The sequence below is a fragment of the Delftia sp. ASV31 genome, assembly GCF_016428765.1.
In the GTDB taxonomy this organism is placed as follows: domain Bacteria; phylum Pseudomonadota; class Gammaproteobacteria; order Burkholderiales; family Burkholderiaceae_C; genus Comamonas; species Comamonas acidovorans.
In genome coordinates this window covers 30,039-44,276 of the sequence record NZ_JAELTK010000008.1, presented here as the reverse complement: position 1 = coordinate 44,276, position 14,238 = coordinate 30,039, and the positions used below count along the sequence as shown (strand labels likewise).

At 70.0% G+C, this 14,238-nt stretch carries 14 protein-coding genes; 3 read left to right on the top strand and 11 right to left on the bottom strand.

Going from position 1 to position 14,238, the window contains the following annotated elements; translation table 11 throughout:
• The first annotated feature begins 60 nt into the window (after positions 1–60).
• Positions 61–600 carry a PadR family transcriptional regulator gene (locus JHD82_RS04835; RefSeq protein ID WP_199135574.1) on the top strand — a complete coding sequence of 180 codons (540 nt, stop codon included), beginning with the start codon at positions 61–63 and terminating at the stop codon, positions 598–600.
• Between the two features lie 57 nt (positions 601–657).
• On the opposite strand, the gene JHD82_RS04830 is transcribed toward JHD82_RS04835, so the two are convergent.
• The 9 genes from JHD82_RS04830 to JHD82_RS04790 form a co-directional block, all read right to left on the bottom strand.
• The gene (locus JHD82_RS04830; protein WP_199135573.1) at positions 658–1,581 is read right to left on the bottom strand and encodes an SMP-30/gluconolactonase/LRE family protein; all 924 of its coding nucleotides are present in this window, start codon (positions 1,579–1,581) and stop codon (positions 658–660) included.
• Positions 1,582–1,603: 22 nt separating this feature from the next.
• Entirely contained in the window at positions 1,604–2,521 is a 918-nt protein-coding gene (locus JHD82_RS04825) for an amidohydrolase (protein WP_199135572.1), read from the bottom strand.
• A gap of 4 nt (positions 2,522–2,525) precedes the next feature.
• On the bottom strand, positions 2,526–3,482 hold the full coding sequence (locus JHD82_RS04820) for a tripartite tricarboxylate transporter substrate binding protein (RefSeq protein WP_088164457.1): 957 nt from the start codon (positions 3,480–3,482) through the stop codon (positions 2,526–2,528).
• A 38-nt stretch (positions 3,483–3,520) separates the two neighbouring features.
• Complete coding sequence (locus JHD82_RS04815; protein WP_199135571.1) at positions 3,521–4,525, bottom strand: tripartite tricarboxylate transporter substrate binding protein; 1,005 nt, start codon at positions 4,523–4,525, stop codon at positions 3,521–3,523.
• 70 nt (positions 4,526–4,595) lie between these two features.
• The gene (locus JHD82_RS04810; protein WP_199135570.1) at positions 4,596–5,528 is read right to left on the bottom strand and encodes an NAD(P)-dependent oxidoreductase; all 933 of its coding nucleotides are present in this window, start codon (positions 5,526–5,528) and stop codon (positions 4,596–4,598) included.
• Entirely contained in the window at positions 5,525–6,211 is a 687-nt protein-coding gene (locus tag JHD82_RS04805; protein ID WP_199135569.1) for an RraA family protein, read from the bottom strand. Before JHD82_RS04805 ends, JHD82_RS04810 begins: the two co-directional genes overlap by 4 nt.
• Positions 6,212–6,259: 48 nt before the next feature.
• Complete coding sequence (locus JHD82_RS04800) at positions 6,260–7,258, bottom strand: tripartite tricarboxylate transporter substrate binding protein (RefSeq protein WP_199135568.1); 999 nt, start codon at positions 7,256–7,258, stop codon at positions 6,260–6,262.
• Positions 7,255–8,190, bottom strand: coding sequence for an amidohydrolase (locus JHD82_RS04795; protein ID WP_199135567.1), 936 nt, complete (start codon positions 8,188–8,190; stop codon positions 7,255–7,257). Before JHD82_RS04795 ends, JHD82_RS04800 begins: the two co-directional genes overlap by 4 nt.
• Before the next feature lie 88 nt (positions 8,191–8,278).
• Positions 8,279–9,280, bottom strand: coding sequence for a tripartite tricarboxylate transporter substrate binding protein (locus tag JHD82_RS04790; protein WP_012206083.1), 1,002 nt, complete (start codon positions 9,278–9,280; stop codon positions 8,279–8,281).
• Positions 9,281–9,407: 127 nt separating this feature from the next.
• On the opposite strand from JHD82_RS04790, the gene JHD82_RS04785 reads away from it, so the two are divergent.
• On the top strand, positions 9,408–10,196 hold the full coding sequence (locus JHD82_RS04785; protein ID WP_199135566.1) for an IclR family transcriptional regulator: 789 nt from the start codon (positions 9,408–9,410) through the stop codon (positions 10,194–10,196).
• A gap of 40 nt (positions 10,197–10,236) precedes the next feature.
• Here JHD82_RS04785 and JHD82_RS04780 read toward each other — a convergent pair whose 3' ends face one another.
• Together JHD82_RS04780 and JHD82_RS04775 are read right to left on the bottom strand one after the other, a co-directional pair.
• On the bottom strand, positions 10,237–11,790 hold the full coding sequence (locus JHD82_RS04780; RefSeq protein ID WP_199135565.1) for a YdgA family protein: 1,554 nt from the start codon (positions 11,788–11,790) through the stop codon (positions 10,237–10,239).
• A gap of 469 nt (positions 11,791–12,259) precedes the next feature.
• Positions 12,260–13,162 (bottom strand): alpha/beta fold hydrolase, encoded by a 903-nt coding sequence (locus JHD82_RS04775; RefSeq protein WP_199135564.1) that lies wholly within the window; start codon positions 13,160–13,162, stop codon positions 12,260–12,262.
• 133 nt (positions 13,163–13,295) lie between these two features.
• Between JHD82_RS04775 and JHD82_RS04770 the strand changes: the two genes are divergently transcribed.
• Positions 13,296–14,222, top strand: coding sequence for a LysR family transcriptional regulator (locus tag JHD82_RS04770; protein ID WP_123693728.1), 927 nt, complete (start codon positions 13,296–13,298; stop codon positions 14,220–14,222).
• The last annotated feature ends 16 nt before the right edge of the window (positions 14,223–14,238 follow it).

Below are 14,238 nucleotides of genomic sequence, written 5' to 3'. Positions count from 1 at the left end.
TTGGCCACACCTCCATGCACGCCCGTAAGATGGCGCCCAGCGCCAGTCCCTTTGTTGCCGATGTCCCTGCCACACGCCCTTCTCACCGCCTTGGTCGAGCACCCCTGCTCAGGCTCGGAACTTGCCGAGCGCTTCGACCGCTCCATCGGCTACTTCTGGAACGCCACGCACCAGCAGATCTACCGCGAACTCGCGCGGCTGGAAGAGGCGCAATGGATCGAGGCCCTGCCCGCCGAATCCGGCCGGGGCCGCAAGCGCCAGTACCGCATCCTGCCCACGGGCCGCAAGGAGCTCAAGCGCTGGGTGGCCGAGCAGGAAGACCCCAAGCCGCTGCGCGAGGAATGGATGGTCCGCCTGCGGGCCGAGGCGGTGGTGGGACCCTGCGGACTGCAGGACGAAGTGCAGCGGCTGCTGGCACTGCACCAGGCGCAGCTGGACGTCTACCAGCGCCTGGAGCAGCGCGACTTCCTGGACAAGCCGCCTACGCGCGAGCGGCGGCTGCAGCACCTGGTGCTCAAGGCCGGCATACAGCAGGAGCAGCTGTGGATAGGCCTGCTGCAGGAAGCCCGGGAGATCCTGAACATGCCGGCCAGGCCCTGAGGAACGGTTGCGACGACTGAGACGGCCGAGACGGCTGAGAAGGTCGCGACGGCCGCCTCAGCCCTTGTTCAAGCCGTGCAGCGCCAGCCCCGGCGCCTCCAGCCGGGCACGCAGAATGCGCCCGTGCGTGGAGTCCGTCACATGCAGCGTGCGGCGGTCCGCGCCGCCAAAGGCCAGGTTGGTGAGCGAGCTTCCCGGCACGCCGCGCAGCACCTGCACGGGCTCGGCACGGTGGTTGAGCACCCACACCAGGCCCAGGCCCGGGTTGGCCACCAGCAGCCGGCCCTGGTCATCCACGGCCAAGCCGTCGGGGCCGCTGGGGCCGTAGGAGGTGAAGAACTGCCCCACCTTGGCCACGCTGCCATCGGGCAGCAGGGGCACGCGCCAGACGCAGTTGCCGCGCGTCACGGCCAGGTAGAGAACGCGGCCGTCGGGCGACAGCGCCACGCCGTTGGGGCTGGGCACGTTGGCCAGCAGCAGGTCCAGCCGGCCGTCCGGCCGCAGGCGGTACAGGCGGCCGCTGGGATCGTGCAGGCCGCTCTGGCCCTGGTCGGTGAAGTAGAGGTTGCCCTCGGCATCGAAGACCAGGTCGTTCACGCCCTTGAAGCGCTCGCTGTTGCGCCGCTGCAGATAGGGGCTGATGCGCCCCGTGGCCACCTCCAGGCGCATCAGGCCGTTCTTGTAGTCGGTGATCAGCAGCGTGCGCTCGTCAAGGAACTTCATGCCGTTGGGCTCGCCGTCGTACTCGGCCACCAGGGTCCAGGCGCCTTGCGGATCGATGCGGAAGACGCGGCCCCAGGGAATGTCGGCCACGTACAGATGGCCGGCCGCGTCGAACACCGGCCCTTCGAGGAAGGAGTCGGTTACGGCGCCGCTGCGGTTGGCATCGGCCCAGTCGCTGCGCTCGGGGCGGCGCAGGGCGTCGGGCATGGTGGTGAACGATTCGAGTTCGCAGACCTGGGGGGCTTGCAGCAGGAACATGGTGTCTGTCTTTCTTGGAGTGTCAGGCCGCGCCGTCGAAGCCATACAGCCTTGCGGGGTTGTCCACCAGGATGCGGTCCATGGCCTCGTCCGTGCCCGCCCAGGCCTGCAGCAGGTCCACCAGGTCGGCGTCGTTGACGGAGCCCGGCGCCTCGGTGGTGTGCGGCCAGTCGCTGCCCCAGACCAGGCGCTCGGGTGCAGCGCGCACCAGGTCGCGGCCCAGCGGCAGCGTGTCGGCATAGGAAGGGCCGCCCACCGATGAACGCATATAGGCGCCGGAGAGCTTGACCCAGGTGTTGCCACCATCGAGCAGCCGGCGCAGCGCGGCATGGGCCGCGCGCTCCACGCCAGCCACACCCTCCATGCCCTCCATGCCCTCGGCCGGGTCGATGCGACCCAGGTGGTCCACGACCAGGGGCACGGGCAACGCACCCAGCACAGGCGCCAGCGCCACCAGCTGTTCGGGCTGCACAAAGACCTGCACATGCCAGCCCAGCCGTGCGACCCGGTGCGCCAGCGTAACCAGCATGTGGGCCGTGGTCTCGCCCCAGGACTGCGGCGAGACAAAGTTCACGCGCACCCCGCAGACGCGGTGCGCGGCCAGCCGGTCCAGCTCGGCATCGGCCACGTCGTGGGCGTCCACGGCCACGCCGCGTGCCACATCGCCCAGGCGCTCCAGCGCATCGAGCGTGCAGGCGTTGTCCGTGCCATAGGTCGAGGGCGTGACCACCACGGCGCGCGAAGTGCCCAGGCGCTGCTGCAGTTGCCGGTACATGGCCACGTCGGCATGGGGCGGCGTGCGCGGCCAGTGCGGCGACGGCGCAAAGCGCGCATCGAAGATGTGCATGTGGCTGTCGCAGGCCAGCGACGGCAGCGTGCGCAAAGGCCGGTTCGTGCCGGCCGAATGCGCAACGGCGATGGTCGATGCGTTCATGGCCATGCGCTCAGTCCAGCACGATGGCGCCCTTGCGCACCACCTCGCCCCACTTGGCGTCTTCCTTCTGGAGGAAGGCCGCGAACTCGGCCGGCGTCGATGCCATGGGCTGGGCGCCCAGGTCGCTCAGTCGCTGGCGCACCTCGGCTTCCTGCAGCACCTCGGACAGCGCTTGGTGCAGGCGCGCGGCCACGGGCTCGGGCGTGCCCGTGGGCAGGAAGATGCCGTTCCACTCATAGGCCTCGTAGCCGGGAATCACGGTCTCGGACACGGTGGGCACATCGGGCAGGCGGGCCGAGCGCTGGGGCGCGGCCACGGCCAGGGCGCGCAGCTTGCCGCCCGTGACCAGCGGATAGGTGGCCGCCATGGTGCCGAACATGAAGTCCACCTGCCCGCCCATCACATCGGCAATGGCCGGCCCGCCGCTCTTGTAGGGCACGTGGACCATGTCCAGATCCAGCCGCTGGCGGAACAGCTCGGCCGCCAGGCGCTGCACCGTGCCGCTGCCGCCCGAGGCGAAGTTGATCTTGCCCGGCTGCGCCTTGGCCCTGGCCGCCAAGTCGGCCACGCTGCGCACGGGCGAGTCGGCCTTGACCACGACCACATTGGGCATGAGCAGCACCAGCGACAGCGGCTGCAGCGCGCTGCGCGCATAGGGCAGCCTGGCAAACAGATGCGGGTTGATGGAAAACGGCGTGGCGTCGTAGAGCACCGTGTAGCCGTCGGCGCGCGCCTTGGCCACCTGGCTGGCGCCAATCGTGCCGCTGGCGCCGGGCCGGTTGTCCACGATGATGCTGGTGCCCAGCCGCGCGCCCATGCGCGTGGCCAGCAGGCGCGCGGCCGCGTCGGCCCCGCCGCCGGGCGCATAGGGCACGACCAGGGTGATGGGCCGCTCGGGAAAGGCGGCCTGGGCCACGGCGGCGGCCAGGGCGCAGGCCGCGATCAGGGTTCCGGCAAGGAATTTCATGGCTTGTCTCCAGATTTTTTTGAGGGGCGGCGGCCGAATCAATCCGCCTTCAGGTTCAGTTCGCGGGCGATCTGCGCATAGGACGCCGCTTCGCTGGCCACGCGCTGCGCGAAGGCGCTGCCGCAGCTGGACTCGGCATCCATCCCCAGGCCGTGCAGCTTGTCCGCGGCCGATGCACTCTTGGCAAACTCCACGGCCACGCGCTCCAGCGCCTGGGCCACGCCGTCGGGAATGCCGGCCGGCGCGAGCACGCCGTACCAGACATCGGCCGAGTAGTCGCCGCCGCCCGCTTCGGCAAAGGTGGGCACCTGGGGCAGCAGGGACGCGCGTTTGGGCGAGGCCACGGCCAGCGCCGTGAGCTTGCCGCTGCGCACCTGGGGCAGCACCGAGCCCAGCGTGGCGAAGGAGCTGTCGAGCTGGCCGCCCATGAGATCCGTGACCACGGGCGCCGCGCCCTTGTAGGGCACGTGGTTGAGCTTCAGGCCCTTGGCCCGCGCAAACATCTCGGTGGCGAAATGGCCCGAACTGCCCATGCCCGCCGTGCCGGCCGTGACGCTGCCGGGCCGGCTGCGCGCCTGGTCCATGTACTCCTGCAGGCTGCGCGCCGGCATGCCCGGCCCCACGACCAGCACCGTGGGGCTGCTGGCCACCGTGCACAGCGGCCGGAACGAGCGCACCACGTCGAACTTCACGCGGCCCTGGTACAGCGCCGGGATCATGCTGTGGTTGGTGGCGCCGAACAGCAGGGTGTAGCCATCGGCCGGCGCACCAGCCACGGCCTGCGCGGCCACGATGGTGTTGGCCCCGGGCTTGTTGTCCACCACGAAGGGCTGGCCCAGCGCCTTGCCCGCATGGTCGGCAAAGGCGCGCGCCACCACGTCGGTGGGGCCGCCCGCCGCAAAGCCCACGACCAGCCGCACGGGCTTGGCCGGATAGTCCTTCTGCGCCAGCGCGGGCTGGGCGCCCAGCGCGGCCAGCCCCACGGCGGCCAGCAGGCCGCCGCGCAAGGCCAGGCGGCGGACCTCTTGGAAATTCCTCGACATCGCTTGTCTCCTCAAATCACATGCATGCACATGCATGGGCCAAGGGCGCGCACGGCGCCCCTGCCCTGGCTCAGGCGCCGGCCGCCGCAGGCACGCGGGCCAGCACCTCCAGCACATTGCGGGCCGCGCCCACGCCCATGTTCACGTAGGCATCGCCGGTCACGCCGCCGATATGGGGGCTGAGCACGAAGTTCCTTTCGCCCTGGAACGGGTGCCCGGCCACCATGGGCTCCACCGCAAAGCTGTCCAGCCCTGCGGCCGCCACCTGGCCCGAGCGCACGGCAGCCAGCAGCGCGGCCTCGTCGATCAGGCCGCCGCGTGCGGTGTTGACCACGATCACGCCACGCCTGCAGGCCGCCAGCGTGGAGGCGCCGAGCATGCCCCGGTTTTCCTCGGTCAGCGGGCAGTGCAGCGAAATCGCGTCGGACTCGCGCCAGATGGTCTCCAGGTCCACGGGCTGCACGTAGGCGGGCAGGTTCTTTGCGAACGGATCGAAGCCGATCACGCGCATGCCCAGCGCATCGGCCATGCGCGCAAAGCGCAGCCCGATGGCGCCCAGCCCCACCAGGCCCACGGTGCGCCCGCCCAGCTCCAGGCTCTTGTGCGTGGCCTTGTCCCAGTGGCCTGCGTGCATGCGGGCATCCAGCGCCACCACCGACTTGGCGCAGGCCAGCAGCAGGGCCAGTGCCTGCTCGGCCACGGCCGCCGCGTTGGCGCCAGCGGCGGCCACCACGGCAATGCCGCGTTCGGCGGCGGCCACCTTGTCGATGGTGTCCGTGCCGCTGCCGTGCTTGGAGATCACGCGCAGCGAGGGCGCCGCGTCCATCACGGCCGCGCCCACCTTGCCGTAGCGCACGATGATGGCCACGGGATCATGGGCGCGGCACAGCGCGACCAGGTCCTCTTCGGTGGGCGTCTTGCCCGCATAGACGATGTCGTGCTGCGCCAGCAGCTCCAGCGCCTGTTGCGCCAGATCGGCGCCGGTGACGATGATGGTGCTCACAGCGATTCCCCTTCCTTGAGCACGCCGGCCGCGCGCAGGGCTGCGGGCAGCCATTTCGATGCGGTGTCGCCGCGCGCAATGGCCTCGATGCGGGCGGCTTCGTCCGCCACCTTCTTCACGGCCAGCTCCAGCATGGCGGGGGCCTTGGCGCGCTCGATGACGACCACGCCATCGGCATCGCCCACCACCAGGTCGCCCGGGTGAACCGTCGCGCCACCAGCGGAGATGGCGTGATTGATGCGGCCCGGTACGAACTTGGTCGGGCCTGCGGGATTGAAGCCTGCGCTGAACACGGGGAAGTCCAGCTCCAGCAGCTCCAGCCGGTCGCGGATGGCGCCGTCCACGATGACGCCGGCCAGGCCCAGCTTCTTGCAGGCGCTGAGCATCAGCGTGCCCATGAGCGCGGCCGTCTGGTCGCCCTTGCCGTCGATGACCAGCACGTCGCCGGGCCGGGCCAGCGCGATGGCGGCGTGGATCATGAGGTTGTCGCCGGGGCGCACCTCGACGGTGAAGGCCGGGCCGGCCACCTTCATGCCCTGGTGCACGGGCGCCACGCGCGCATGCATGGTGCCGCGGCGGCCCGCCACGTCGGCCAGGATGGCGGCCTGAAAGCCTGCTGCGCGTTGCACGACTTGGGCGTCCACGCGCTCTATGTCACGGATGATTTCTGGGAGTTGGCTCATGATGGTCCAGTGAGATGAGGTGAAGGAAAACAGGAAGAGGCAAGCGGTTCAGTCGGCCTTGATGCCGGCCTCGCGGATGAGTTGGGCCCACTTGGCGGAGTCGGATTTCTGCAGCTCGCCCAATTGCCGCGGCGTGCCGCCGACCAGGGCCACGCCCAGCCGCTCGGCCAGTGCCACGACGGCCGGGTCCTTGAGCGCCTGGCCGATCTCCTGGTTCAGCCGCTGCACGATGGCGGCCGGCGTCCTGGCCGGCGCAAAGACGGCCTGCCACTGCTCGACCACGAAGTCGCCGATGCCGGCTTCGGCCATGGTGGGCACGTCAGGCAGGGCCTTCAGGCGCGCCGCCGAGGTCACGGCCAGCGCACGCAGCTTGCCGCCCTGCACATGGGGCAGCGCCGCGGCCACGGGGGCGAACATGAACTGCACCTGGCCCGCCAGCGTGTCCTGCAGCGCGGGCGTGTCGCCCTTGTAGGGCGCATGGATGAAGCGCACGCCGCCCTTTCTTTGCAGCAGCTCGCCCTGCATCTGCAAGATGGTTCCGCTGCCGCCCGAGGCAAAGGCCAGCCGGCCCGGCTGCGCCTTGGCGGTGGCCAGCAGATCGGCCACCGACTGGAAGGGCTGGGCCGCGCCCACCACCAGCAGATGGGGGATGGTGCCTATGGTGATGACCGGCTCGAAGCCCGCGATCGGGTCATAGGGCAGCTTGCCCATGAGGTGGGGCGCGATCGCCTGCGGGCCGATGGAGGTGCCCAGCAGCGTGTGGCCGTCAGGTGCCGCCTTGGCCACATAGGCCGCGCCGATGGTGCCCGTGGCGCCCGCGCGGTTGTCCACGATCACGTTGCTGCCCAGGGCCTTGCCCAGTTGCAGTGCCACCTGGCGGCCCAGCACATCGGTGCTGCCGCCGGGCGGGTAAGGCACGACCCAGGTGATGAGCTTGCCTGCCGGCCATGCGGGCTGCGCCTGGGCGGCGGGGCTGCACAGCGGCCCCAGCAGGGCGGCGCCGCCTGCGGCCAGCAGTGTGCGGCGCGCGGGATGGAAGGTGTTCATGGTTTGTCTCCTGCTTGTGTGCAAAGCGATGTCGGCGCTGCCGTCTCGAAGCCGTACAGCACCCGGGGGTTGTCCACCAGCACGCGCTGCAGCGTGGCGGCACCGCCGGCATGGGAGGTCCAGTCGGCCAGGCGGTCGATCTGGCGGGCGTCATCGGGCAGGGGCTGCATGCCTGCCAAGGCGCTGACATGCGGCCAGTCGCTGCCCCAGAGCACGCGCTCGGGCGCGCAGCGCAGAAAGCTGGCGGCCAGGGCATCCAGCGCCGGGTCTTCGACCGACTGCAGCGCGCTGACGATGTAGCCGCCGGACAACTTGACCCAGGCCCTGCCGCCCTCCAGCAGCTCCAGCAGCAGCGCATGGCCCGCATGGCACCTCGCCTGCACCGGGGCGATGCGGCCGAAGTGGTCGAACACCAGCGGCACCGGCAATTGCCGCAGCACGCCGGCCAGCGACGCCAGCAGGTCCGGCGCCATCAGCAGTTGCAGATGCCAGCCCAGCGGCGCGATGCGGCGGGCCAGCGGCACCAGCAGCTCGGCTGTGCCCGTCACGCCCAGCGACAGGTTCAGCCGCACGCCGCGCACGCCCAGGCCGTGCAGGCGCTGCAGCTGGTCATCGCTTTCACTGCCATCGATCACAGCTACGCCCCGCGCCTGCGGGCCGAGGGCGGCAAGCCCATCCAACATGCAGCGGTTGTCGCTGCCGTAGGTGGACGGCGTGACCAGCACGCAGCGCGAGGTGCCCAGGCGCCGCTGCAGCGCGCGGTAGTCGCCGGCCGAGGCGTCGGGCGGCAGCAGCCGCGCGCCCGGGGTTGCCGGGTAGCGGCCGTCATAGACATGCACATGGCAGTCGCAGGCATCCGGGGGCAGCGTGGCACGGGGCCGGGCGCTGCCCTGCGAGAAACGGACGGGCACGGCAAGGCTGTCGCAGTCCATGGCGAGATCTCGATGGAGGAAAGGAAAGGAAAGGAAGGGAGGTGGGAGCGAGAAGGAAGCGAAAGGGCTGGCGCCCCTGCCCCCGGGCTCAGTCCAGGCTGGCGCCCGAGTCCTTGACGATGCGTGCCCAGCGCGGCACCTCGGCGCGCAGCAGCGCGGCGAACTTCTCGGACGAGCCGCCCAGCACCTCGCCGCCTTCGGAGCGTAGCTTCTCGGCCACCTCGGGCACGAGCAGCGCGTCGTTGATGGCCTTGTTCAACTGCTGCACGATGGCCTGCGGCGTGCCCGCCGGCGCCAGCACCCCGAACCAGGTGACGGCCTCGAAGTCCTGGTAGCCGGACTCGGCCAGCGTGGGCGTCTGCGGCAGCTGGGCGGAGCGCTTGAGCGAGGTGACCATCACCGCGCGCAGCTTGCCGTTGCGCACCTGGCCCAGCAGCGTGGGCACGGCGGACATGTAGAAATCGATCTGCCCGCCCACCAGGTCGGTCATGGCCTGGGCTGCGCCCTTGTAGGGCACATGGCGCAGCTTGATGCCGGCCGCGTTCTCGGCCAGTTCGCCGGCCAGGTGTGCCACCGTGCCGTTGCCCGGGTAGCCCAGCGTGAGGCCGTCGGGCTTGGCCTTGGCGGCCTTGACCAGGTCGGCAAAGGTCTTGTAGGGCGAGTTGGCCGGCGCGGCCATGACGATGGGCGCGGAAGCCACCAGCGCCACGGGCACCAGATCCTTCAGCGGGTCATAGGGCAGCCTGGCGTACAGCGAGGGATTGATGGCCAGGTTGCTGGTCTGGCCCATGACCAGGGTATGGCCGTCCGGCGCGGCCTTGGCCACGGCATCCACGCCCAGGTTGCCGCCGGCGCCGGGCCGGTTGTCCACCACCACGGTCCACTTGTTGTGGTCCGCCAGCCGCTGGGCCACGGTGCGCGCGATCATGTCCGTGCCGCCACCGGGCGGAAACGGCACGACCAGGCGGATGGGCTTGCGGGGATAGGCGTCCTGGGCCTGGGCAGCGCCCATGGGCACGATGGCGGCAACGCCGACCAGGACGGCAAGAAGGCGTGCGTTGAGGCAACGCGAAAGCGAGGGAATCGGCATGGCGGTTTGTCTCCGTTTGTTGTGTCCAACGCCCGCATGTCTGCGGTGCGTGGGACGAACTTTATGAAAACGTTTCAACCCATACAATGCCGTTTCATACAGCGCAACCAATTGCATGCCTTGCACCATGAACAAGCCCCCCAGCACCCCTTCCCCGGCGCAGCCACCCGATGACAGGGCCGGCGCGGCCAAGGACGGCGGCGTCATCGCCGTCACGCGTGCCTTGCAGTTGCTTGGCGCCTTCGCCCTCGGGGAGTCGCACCTGTCCCTGGCGGAACTGAGCCGGCGCTGCGCGCTGCACAAGACCACGGTGCTGCGGCTGGCGCGCACGCTGGCGCAGTCGGGCTTCATGGTGCAAAGGGACGATGGGGACTGGCGCCTGGGCCCGGCCGCAGGCTGGCTGGGTGCCCGCTACCAGGCGGGCTTCGATGTGCAGAACGTGCTGGAGCCCGCGCTGCGCGCGCTCACGCAGGCCAGCGGCGAGAGCGCGGCCTTCTATGTGCGCGAGGGCAATGTGCGAACCTGCCTCGTGCGCGTGGAAGGGCCGCAGGCCCTGCGCCACCATGCGCGCATGGGCGAGGGGCTGCCGCTGGACCAGGGCTCGCCGGGGCGCGTGATCCTGGCGTTTTCAGGCGAGCCGGGGCCGGTGTACGAGCAGATCCGCCAGCGCGGCTACCACTGGTCCATCGGCGAGCGCGAACAGGGCGTGGCCACGGTGTCGGCGCCGGTGTTCGGCATGCACTGGCGGCTGATGGGATCGGTGTGCATCTCCGGGCCGGCATCGCGCCTGCCCGAGTCCCGGCTGGAAGCCATGGCGCAGACCGTGGTGGCGGCGGCCAACCAGCTGTCCTATGCGCTGGCGGGCAGCGCCAGCACACAGGCCCCTGTGGTGCGCGCCAGCCAGTGGCACCCCTGAGAACCCCTTCCGGCGCGAAGCCCGGAAGGTGGATGGCCGCTTACTGCAGCGCGCCCATGGGCAGGGCGATGGGCTTGCCGTTGAGCGTGACCTGGCCGGCCTGCATCTTGAGCGCGCTGACCAGCTTGTCGCCTTCCAGGCGGGCATAGCCCGTGGCCTGGGCCATGCCCAGCATGCCTTCCACATCCTCGGCCGAGACATCGGGCTTGCCCGATGCCTTGAGCAGCGGCTCCAGCCAGGCCTTGGGCAGGCTGGCATTGGCCTGCAGTGCCGAGGTCTTGAGCAGCGCCGGCATCCAGCCGGCCTGGGCGACCTGCTCCTGCGTGGGCGCGCTTTGCACTTCGGCGCCGTACTCCAGGTGGCCGGTCTGGCCCTGGTAGGTGGCCTGCAGCTTCATGGAGTAGGCCGGCAGGGCCGCCACCAGGCGCGGGGCGTTCTGCATCAGCACGCCCATGCCCTGCTCTTCCAGCGATTCCAGCGCCTTGGCCAGGCCCTCCTTGCGGTAGCCCTCGACCATGACGCGCTGGAAGCCGCGCAGCGCCTCGATGTCCAGGCGCTGGATCTTTTCCTCGTAGCCCACGGACTCGAAATCGATGGGGCCGATGCGGCCCGTGCCCTTGACCTGGGTGGTCATGCCCAGCGTGGTCTTGTCGGACTCGATGACCGAGCTGCCGTCCACGTTCTTGAGGTCCAGCAGCGTCTTGGCCTCGCCGCCTTCGGCGGGCGTGCTGCTCATGCCGAAGCGGGCGATGCGCACGCTGGCCTTGCCGGGGCCCAGGCCCCACAGGCCGTCGATGACCTTGTTCTCGAAGCTGCTCTCCAGGCCCGTGAGCATGATGCTGGTGCGCTCCACCGGCACTGCGGCCGGCTGGGTGGGGAGGGCCTCGTCGTTGTCGGATTCCTCCTCCTCGCCCTCTTCCTCTTCCACGCCCATGGACTTGTCGCGGCTGGGCAGGCCCAGCAGGGCCACCTCGGGCCAGCGCCAGGTGCCCTTGACGCTGCCACCGCCCAGGGCCGTGTCCAGCACCATTTCCTGCCAGCGCATGGTGACTTCCTGGTCGCCCAGCTCGCCGGCGGGCAGCAGCAGGCGCACATCCTGGCCGCCCGTGAAGTGGTGCACGCTGGTCAGCGTGGGGGCTGCGGCCTTGGCCAGCACCTGCGTGCTCTTTTCGTCCAGGCCGTCGAGCGCAAAGCGTGTCTCGGAAACCGCTGCCGCCAGTCGGCCACCGGCCAGCGGGCCGTGGCGCACCGTGGTGTCCACCACCAGGCGCACGGGCTTGGACGCAGCGACCGGTTCTGCGGCGGCGGGCGCTTCAGCTGTGTCGGCTGCTTTTGCCGCGTCAGCCGCGTCAGCCGCCTCGGCTGCCTGAGCTTGCGCCGCAGGCCACTGCAGCACCAGCTTGGCCTGGGAGGAGAGGAATCCCTTGTGGTACTCGTCGGTCACGACGACTTTCTCGCCCAGCACCTTGCGCAATTCGGCCACGGCCTCCTTGTAGCCAGCCTCGGCCCGCTGGCCGGTATACCAGGTGGTTCCTCCATAGGCCACGACGGCCAATGCCACGGCAGCGGCCACTGCGGTTTTCTTGTTGCTCATTGTGAATATCCCGTGATGAATAAGACCCCTCCCCCTCGGGCGGGCCGCGCGACTGTATCAGTTCGGCGTTTCACCACGGAACGGCAATGGCCCATGCAATGGCGCATCTGAGCCACCCGTGGCAGGCCCATGTGGGCGCACGCCTTTGCGCAGCCCTTGCCAGGCCTTGTCTTGCGCCGTTCTCAAGGCCCGCGCCCATGGAATTGCCCAGGCGCGACAGGCGCCCGGTTTTTTCAATTGCTTACCATTGCCGCGCATGATTGGCATGCCAATGGAATGCGCAACGCACGCTATGCCGCCATGGATATGGCGTCAATCAGGCCTTTGCGGAATTCTTCGGCTTTTGCGGTGTCTTCACTTGCCGTCAATGCGGCCTGCCAATGCGGCCTGCCAATGCGGCCTGTCATTGCGCCCCCCATGCAGGTCGTATGCCCACCGTATGCCGGCCACATGCCGGCAATGGCCGCATTCACCCGGCCTGCAGCAAGAAAGGCAGGGCCGCGTCCAGCAGCGCATCGGGCGCTTCCTCGGCGATGTAGTGTCCGCAGGCCAGCGGCCGGCCCCGCACATCGTCGGCCACGAGCTGCCACTCGCGCAGCGGATCGAAGCAGCGGTGCACCACGCCCTCCTCGCCCCAGAGCACCAGCAGCGGCATGGGCAGCCTGCGCCCGAGCTGGCGGTCTTCGCGGTCATGGTCGAGGTCGATGCCGGCCGAGGCGCGGTAGTCCTCGCACATGCCGTGCGCGCTGCCCGGCAGCGCCAGGCAGCGCTGGTACTCGGCCAGCGCCCGGGGATCGAAGGGCGCCAGGCCGGCGCTGCGCCGGCCCATGATCTCGCGCACATAGGCGGCGGGGTCGGCCTCGATCAGGCGCTCGGGCAGCGGCGCGGGCTGGATGAGGAAGAACCAGTGCCAGTAGGCGCGCGCAAAGGCCTCGCCGGTCTGCTCGTACATGGCCAGTGTGGGCGCAATGTCCAGCAGCACCAGACGCTGCACGCTGGCGGGATAGTCCATGGCCAGCCGGTGCGCCACGCGCGCGCCCCGGTCATGCGCCAGCACGCTGAAATGCTCATGGCCCAGCCGGGCCATCAGCCGCAGCAGGTCGCGGGCCATGGTGCGCTTGCTGTAGTTGGCATGCTCGGGGTCGCCGGCCGGGCGCGAGGAGTCGCCATAGCCGCGCAGGTCGGCCAGCACCACGGTGAACTGCTGCGCCAGCCGGGGCGCGACGCGGTGCCAGATGGCGCTGGTCTGCGGGTGGCCGTGCACCAGCAGCAGGGCCGGCCCCTGGCCGCCCACCCAGGCGTTGATCTCCACCCCGTCATCGACCGTGACGCGCTGCTGGCGCAGGCCCGGCATCCATGGATCTGTGTGCATCCCGGAGATTCCTTCTACGTTGTTCATGACTGTCAGCCTGCCATGCTAATCAGTAAACCAGGCTGCATAAATAGCAAAATACTGCATTGATCCATCAGTTCAATTTACGAATCAACCATCCACCGCATCCACCATGGACGGCTTTTCCGACCTGCGTTTCTTCTCGCTGCTGATCCGCGAAGGCAGCCTGGCCGCCGCGGCCCAGCAGATGGGCGTGACACCGCCCGCCGTCAGCCGCCGCCTGTCCCTGCTGGAGCGGCGCCTGGGCGTGCGCCTGCTGCAGCGCACGACACGGCGCATCCACCTGACGCCCGAGGGCGAAGCCTACCTGCTGGACGGCGCGCGCATCCTGGCCGACCTGGAGGCGCTGGAGCGCAGCATCTCGGGCACGCGCGCCACGGCGCGCGGCCCGCTGTCCATTGCCTGCACGCTGGGCTTTGGCCGCCAGCGGCTTGCGCCTGCGCTGTCGGCCTTTGCCCGCGCCTATCCCGAGGTGCAGGTGCAACTGCAACTGACGGACAGGCCCGTCAACCTGGTCGAGCAGGGCTTTGACGCCGTGGTGCGCTTTGGCGCCCTGCCCGACTCCGCCCTCACCGCCCGCCTGCTGCTGCCCAACCGCCGCGTGCTGTGCGCCGCGCCCTCCTACCTCAACGCCCACGGCGAGCCGCGCCAGCCTGCCGACCTGCAGGCCCACCGCTGCATCGTGATCCGCGAAAGCGACGAAACCTATGGCAGCTGGCGCCTGAGCCGGCGCACGCGCCAGGGCCTGAGCGAGCACAACATCAAGGTCAACGGCGTGATGAGCACCAACGACGGCGCAGCGGCCCTGACCTGGGCGCTGGACGGGCATGGCATCCTGCAGCGCTCGCTCTGGGATGTGGCCGCGCCGCTGGCCGCAGGTGCGCTGCGCGAGGTCCTGCCCCAATGGCAGTTGCCTGCGGCCGACATCTACCTGGTGCACGCCACGCGCAGCGAGATGTCGGCCAGAATCCGCGCGCTCACCGGCTTTCTGGGCGACTGGTTTGCACAACGGCCTGAGCCGGACATGGCGCCCGCCTGAGCCCGGGCGCAATCTG